This window comes from Methylobacterium nigriterrae, from assembly GCF_037106235.1.
Classification (GTDB): Bacteria; Pseudomonadota; Alphaproteobacteria; order Rhizobiales; family Beijerinckiaceae; genus Methylobacterium; species Methylobacterium nigriterrae.
Genome location: NZ_JBAWTG010000040.1, coordinates 45,505 through 51,673, shown reverse-complemented (window position 1 = coordinate 51,673; position 6,169 = coordinate 45,505). Strand labels below are relative to the sequence as shown.

General features: G+C 70.5%; 5 protein-coding genes and 1 tRNA gene. 3 read left to right on the top strand and 3 right to left on the bottom strand.

Going from position 1 to position 6,169, the window contains the following annotated elements; genetic code table 11:
* The first annotated feature begins 19 nt into the window (after nucleotides 1-19).
* Together WDW90_RS20055 and cobF are read left to right on the top strand one after the other, a co-directional pair.
* Nucleotides 20-96: transfer RNA gene (locus WDW90_RS20055), tRNA-Met, on the top strand.
* Between the two features lie 87 nt (nucleotides 97-183).
* Nucleotides 184-942 (top strand): precorrin-6A synthase (deacetylating), encoded by a 759-nt coding sequence (cobF, locus tag WDW90_RS20050; protein ID WP_336489234.1) that lies wholly within the window; start codon nucleotides 184-186, stop codon nucleotides 940-942.
* A gap of 242 nt (nucleotides 943-1,184) precedes the next feature.
* Here the strand turns inward: cobF and WDW90_RS20045 are convergent, their stop codons facing one another.
* On the bottom strand, nucleotides 1,185-1,571 hold the full coding sequence (locus WDW90_RS20045; RefSeq protein ID WP_336489233.1) for a group III truncated hemoglobin: 387 nt from the start codon (nucleotides 1,569-1,571) through the stop codon (nucleotides 1,185-1,187).
* A gap of 389 nt (nucleotides 1,572-1,960) precedes the next feature.
* Here WDW90_RS20045 and WDW90_RS20040 point away from each other — a divergent pair, with 389 nt between their 5' ends.
* Entirely contained in the window at nucleotides 1,961-2,125 is a 165-nt protein-coding gene (locus WDW90_RS20040; protein ID WP_336489232.1) for a hypothetical protein, read from the top strand.
* A gap of 330 nt (nucleotides 2,126-2,455) precedes the next feature.
* Here the strand turns inward: WDW90_RS20040 and WDW90_RS20035 are convergent, their stop codons facing one another.
* A complete protein-coding gene (locus WDW90_RS20035) occupies nucleotides 2,456-2,926 on the bottom strand; it encodes a hypothetical protein (RefSeq protein ID WP_336489231.1) in 471 nt (156 codons plus the stop codon).
* A gap of 56 nt (nucleotides 2,927-2,982) precedes the next feature.
* Nucleotides 2,983-6,168: an efflux RND transporter permease subunit gene (locus tag WDW90_RS20030; protein ID WP_336489229.1), complete on the bottom strand. Its 3,186-nt coding sequence runs from the start codon at nucleotides 6,166-6,168 to the stop codon at nucleotides 2,983-2,985.
* Nucleotide 6,169: the final 1 nt, after the last annotated feature.

The window sequence follows — 6,169 nt, the reverse complement described above, 5'->3', positions numbered from 1 at the left end:
GCGCAAGCGCGGCCGCCGGCGCGGGGTGGAGCAGCCCGGTAGCTCGTCAGGCTCATAACCTGAAGGTCACAGGTTCAAATCCTGTCCCCGCAACCAGATACAGCTGACACGACCAACCACGGACACGCAGCAGCCCGCCCGGCCCAACCGGACGGGCCGCGCGCGTCGGAGACAACCACAGGCGTGCGCAGACTCCGCGTCATCGGCATCGGAACGGGCAACCCCGAGCAGCTCACCCTGCAAGCCGTGCGGGCGCTCGAGGCGGTCGATGCCGTGTTCGTTCTCGACAAGGGCCGCGAGAAGGCCGGCCTGCTGCGCGTGCGCCGCGAGATCTGCGAGCGCTTCATCGCGCGTCCCCACCGCATCGTCGAGGCGCAGGATCCCGAGCGGGACCGCACGCCGTCGGATTATCCCGCCGCCGTCGAGGCGTGGCACGCGGCGCGGGCCGCCCTCTATGAAGCGATGATTGCCCGCGAGCTCGGGGAGGGCCAGTGCGGCGCCTTCCTGGTCTGGGGCGATCCCTCCCTCTACGACAGCACGCTGCGGATCATCGAGCGCATCTTCGCGCGGGGCCGCCTCGCCTTCACCTACGACGTGATCCCGGGCATCAGCAGCGTGCAGGCGCTCGCCGCGGGCCATCGGATCGCCCTGAACCGGATCGGCGGCCCGGTCCACATCACCACAGGCCGGGCCATCGCGAACGGCCTGCCGCCGCAGGCCGACAGCACGGTCGTGATGCTCGATGGGCATCCCCGCTTCGACCATCTCGACCCGGACCTGACCATCTACTGGGGCGCCTATCTCGGCACGCAGGACGAGATCCTGCTCTCGGGCCGTCTCGGCACCCTCGCCGACGAGATCCGCCGCGTCCGGACCGAGGCCCGAGCCCGCCATGGCTGGATCATGGACACCTACCTCCTGCGCCGGTCCGAGGACGCTTGAGGGCGCCGCGGGCCGCGACTCCTCGGCGCCGGCACGCTGCCGCTCCGAGACCGCCCGCGCGCGAGCCTTGATGAGCTCCGAGCCGTCCCCATGCAGGGGAGGGCGCAACCGATCTCAGCGTGCTGCCGACCGGCGCCGGCAAGGCCTTTCGCTGACGGGCGGGGCACGGCTTGTAGCCGTCGACCATCGCATCGCGGAACTTGCAGCTTGAGCCAGGGCAGGGGAGGCGCCCCCTCCCCGATTCACGGCGCGGCGGTCTCGGGCCGGAAGAACAGGCCCGCCTTCAGGCTGTCGCCGATGCGGTGCGCACGCTCGATCAACACGGCCGCGATCTCGGGCGTGAAGGCCTCGCGGGCGGTTTCCTCGAACAGGTCGAGCCAGCGCGCGAAGTGACCGGGCGCGAGGCTCCCGAGAGCGGCGTGCTTGCCGAACGGGTTGCCCTTGTAGCGCCCGGATTTCAGCAGCACCGACGACCAGAAATCCTGGATCACCGCGAGATGGCGCGGCCACGCCTCGTCGGCGATCGCGCGGGCGAAGACCGGGCCCACGACGGCGTCGCGCCGAACCTTGGCGTAGAAGGCGGCGAGAAACGTCTGCAGGCTCGCTTCGGTGAGGGTATCGCAGGGCATCGCGGCTCGGACATGGTGATCCCGGCATCGGATGTGAATGCCGCCGGGGTCGGGGAGGGGAGATCGCCCGGTCCGCCCTCGCCCGGAGCCTGACTGCGGCGTTTCGCCCGGCCCGGCCTCGCCCAGCGGGGCAACCGTGCGGCGCCCGCATGCCGGGTCCGAGGACCGCCGCTTCGGCCCTCGTCGCGAGAGCTACGCAACCTGTTGACCGTGCTTGTGCTCCGCATCGGGACGTGCCGCGGGGCGCCACTTGACGCGAGCTGTCGAGAGGACGAAGCGTCGCACGAGGCTATAGCAATGAGGCGAAATTCGTATTGGAACTTGCACGGCCAGCAGATGTTGTTTGATCAGCGACGTGACAGCGTCGTTCTGCAAAATGGAGACTAGAAATGGCGACCAATCACCAGCAGAACAACGATCGCAACACGCAGAATAACAATGGTAACAGCAGCAAGAATACTGGAACACCGCATCAGGGCAGCGTTCAGCATTCGGATGACGGCCGCCTGAAGGAGAATCGCGACAAGGGCGTCCACCGCGGCGACAAGGAATGATGAGGTCGCTCTGACGCGATCGCCTCGGATCGGAAGGGCCGCCGCGAGGCGGTCCTTCTCCGTATCGGGCCGCCGTACGGGGCAGGGCGGCTCAGGGGCCCTCGCCCGAGATCTCGAATCCCCGCGATCAACCCGCGCCGTCGCACCGCACCTGCCCGACACCGGCCTTCGAATGCGCATCGCCGGGATCCGGGCGAAAGGATCTGGGCGAAGCCAGGGTCCAATCCGTGCCCGATCCGGACGGCGAAGAATGATCCAAGTTCCATAATATATCTTATGCGAATTCCTCGGCGGGCCCCGGGGGCGGTGGACGAGCCCGGCCGCGCCTGCTCAGCGCACCGAGACCTTCACGTCGGATTCGTAGCCGATGCCGTCGGGATTGATCACCAGGATGCGGAAGGTATCGCCCCCCTCGAAGCCATCTTCCGGCTCGTAGGTCATGCGCTGGCCCTGTGCCTTGCGGCTGTTGCAGGTCGCGAGCGGCGAGCCCGGGGCATAGCGGGGAAAGGACTCGGCCATGTCGAAGGCCAGGCGCCCGTGCCGAGGCTGCGACAGGGTGCGGATCACGACCGGGCCGATCGGGGAGCAATCCGGGTTGAGCGCGGTGTAGAAGGCGATGTGACGTGCCTCCCCCTTCGGCACCACCCGCAGCAGCGGGATATTCGGGATCGTCTGCGGCGCGGGGGCGGGGACCGCGGGCGGGGCGGCCGGCGGCTGGTCCGGGTTCGGGTCCGACAGAGCCGGGCGGCCCGGCACGAGCAGGGCCGCGAGGACGAGGAGCGGAAGCGAAGCCGAGTGCATGAAGCGATCCTTCGATGGTACGGCCCCGCATAGCAGCTTCGCAGCCGACGGGGATCTCACTTCCGTGAGGCCGGGCAGGGAGCCCGCGCGCCCTCCCCGGCCCCCGTTCCGAGCCCCCTGCCCTCCGGCGAGCGACCCGCCTCGAACCGGCCGAAGCGCAGCGCCAGGGCCGGCAGGATCAGAAGATTGAGCACGGTCGAGGTCAGGAGGCCGCCGAGGATCACGATCGCCATGGGGCCCTCGATCTCGCGGCCGGGCTCGCCGGCCCCGAGCGCCAGGGGCAGGAGCCCGAGACCCGTGACCAGGGAGGTCATCAGGATCGGGACGAGACGGTCGGCGGCGCCCTCGACGGCCGTCTCGCCGTCCCAGGCGCGGCCCTCGACGCTCACGAGATGCTCGTAGTGCGAGACCATCATGATGGTGTTGCGCAAGGAGATGCCGAACAGGGTCACGAATCCCACGATGGAGCCGAGTGAGAGCACGCCGCCGCTGGCGGAGACCGCGAGGACGCCGCCGACGAAGGCGAAGGGGAGATTCACGAGGACCAGCAGGAGGTTGCGGAGCGAGCCCGTGACCACGGCGAGCAGCAGCACGATGCCGAGCCCGGCAAGGGCCGAGTAGGCGAGGAGGTCGCGCCGCGCCCTCGCCTGTGCCTCCGCCGATCCCGCGAAGGAGACGTAGACGCCCTGCGGCAGCCGGACCTCGCGGGCGATCTTGCGCTTGGCGGCGGCGACGAAGGAGGCGACGTCCCGCCCGACCACATTCGCGGTCACGGCCTGAACGCGCTGCGCGCCCTGGTGCTGGACCTGGTAGCGCCCGGAGGTCTCGTAGATGTCGGCGACCTGCGAGAGGCGGATATAGGTACCGCTCGGCGTGCGCACGGGCAGGTCGCCGACCGCGGTCAACCGGGCCCGCACCGCGGCATCCAGGATGACGATGACGTTGAAGACGGCATTGCCCTCGTAGGACTGGCCGACGACGTCGCCCTGATAGGCGGTGCGCACGGCCTCCAGCACCTCGATGGCATCGAGGCCCCAGTGGCGCAGGTCGTTGGGGCGCAAGGACACGTTGATCTGGGGCAGGCCGGCGGAGGACGCCTGCTGGATGTCGCTCGCCCCCCGCACCTCGGCGAGTTCCTTGGCCACCTCGCGGGCGGCGGCCTCGATCCGGTCGAGGTCGCTCCCGATCAGGTTGATCACCACGGGCGCGGTGAAGCCCGAGACCGTCTCCTCGATACGCTCGGTCAGGAAGGTCTTCAGCGAGAAGGCGGCTCCGGGAAAGCCCGCCATCAGGGCGCGGATCCGGGCCTCGACCGCCTTCTGCCCGGCACCGTCGAGGCCGGCCTCGAGGTCGATGTGGATCTCGCTGTAATGGGTGCCCGCCGTGTCCTGGCCGGCCTCCGCGCGCCCGATCTGGGAGGCGACGGAGCGGATCCCGGGAATGCGCAGCAACTCCCCGGTGATGCGGGTGCCGAGGCGCTGCGATTCCTGCAGCGAGGTTCCGGGCGCGGCCGCCATGTGGAGGATCAGATGGCCCTCCTTCAGGTCGGGCAGGAAGGTGCCGCCGAAGAAGGGCGCGATGCCGGCGCCGAGGAGCGTCAGCAGCACGCCGGAGGCGATGACGAGGCGCGGATACCGGTTGAGCCGGGCGAGGAGCCGGCTGTAGGCCGCGCGCGACCAGCGCATCACCGGCGGGTCGCGCGCCTCGGCGTCGCGGCGCCCGGTCAGCAGCACCATGGCGAGGGCCGGCGTCACCGTGAGCGCGACGCCGAGCGAGGCGACGACCGCCAGGATGTAGGCGAGGCTGAGGGGACCGAACAGGCGTCCGGCCACCCCCGAGAGCGCGAGCACCGGCAGGAAGACGAGGAGCACCGCGAAGGTCGCGTAGGCCACCGCCGTGCGAACCTCGAGGATCGCGTCGAGCACCACCCTCCCCTCCGGCCGCGGCAGCCCGAGGCGCCGGTTCTCGCGCAGGCGCCGCACGACGTTCTCGACGCCGATCACCGCGTCGTCCACCACCTCGCCGATGGCGATGGCGAGCCCGCCGAGGGTCATGGTGTTGAGGCTCTCGCCGAGCGCCTGGAGGGCCAGCACGGCGCTGATCAGCGAGAGCGGGATCGCCACCGCGCTGATCACGCTGGTGCGCCAATCGTACAGGAAGGCGAACAGGACCACGATCACCAGGAAGCCGCCGAGCGCCAGGGCCCGCAGCACGTTGTCGTTGGCGATCGTGATGAAGTTCGCGGGCCGGAACAGGTCCGGCCGGAGCGTCACGCCCTCCCGCTCGAGGGCCGGGCGCAGGTCGTCGAGGGCCGCCTCGACGCGGGCGGTGACCTCGCGGGTGTTGGCGCCGTACTGCGCGCCGACCATCAGGAGCACGCCGGGCTTGCCGTCGATCAGCGCCGCGCTGATCGGGGGCTCGGGAGCCGCGACGACGTTGGCCACGTCGCCCAGCACCACGCTCGCTCCGCCCTCGTTGACGAGGACCGTGCGGGCCACCTCCGCCGGCGTCAGCGACTGCCCCTCGGTCTGGAGCACGATGCGCTGGTTGGCCGTGTCGACGAAGCCGGCGCCGCGCACGCCGGTGGCCTTGCGGGCCGCGATCAGCACGTCGTTGATGCCGATCCGGAAGCGGATCAGGTCGCTCGGACGCACCTGCACCTGCAGCGAGCGCACGCCGCCGCCGTAGACCGAGACCTGCGCGATCCCCGGCACCGCGAGGAGCCGCAGCCTCACGGTCCAGTCGGCGATGGTGCGCAGGTCGATCGGGGATCGCCGCTCCGAGGCGAGCCCGACGAGGAGCACGGTGCTCGTCGAGGAGGTGAGCGCCGTCATGGCGGGCGGCATCACGCCCTGCGGCAGGCGACCGGCAAGCGCCGTGAGGCGTTCGGTGACGAGCTGGCGCACCCGGTAGATGTCGTTGCCGGCGCCGAACACCGCCGTGATGACGGAGAGCCCCTGGATCGAGGAGGATCGCAAGGATTCGATGCCCGGCAGGCCATTGACCGCGACCTCGATCGGCTGCGTCACCAGAACCTCGACCTGCTCCGGGTTGAGGCCCGGGGCTTCCGTCTGGATGACCACGGAGGGCGGGGCGAATTCCGGGAAGACGTCGTACTTGGCGTCGCCGAGCGTCATCAGGCCGAAGCCCAGCACCGCGAGCGCGAGCGCCAGCACGACCCCGCGGAAGCGGACGGCGAAGGCGACGAGGACCGCCTGCGGCCCGGACGGAGAGGTCTCCACC

Coding starts and splice junctions, on each gene's coding strand:
- WDW90_RS20045 (WP_336489233.1), bottom strand. CDS start 1,571: ATGCCCTGCGATACCCTCACCGAAGCGAGCCTGCAGACGTTTCTCGCC.
- WDW90_RS20040 (WP_336489232.1), top strand. CDS start 1,961: ATGGCGACCAATCACCAGCAGAACAACGATCGCAACACGCAGAATAAC.
- WDW90_RS20035 (WP_336489231.1), bottom strand. CDS start 2,926: ATGCACTCGGCTTCGCTTCCGCTCCTCGTCCTCGCGGCCCTGCTCGTG.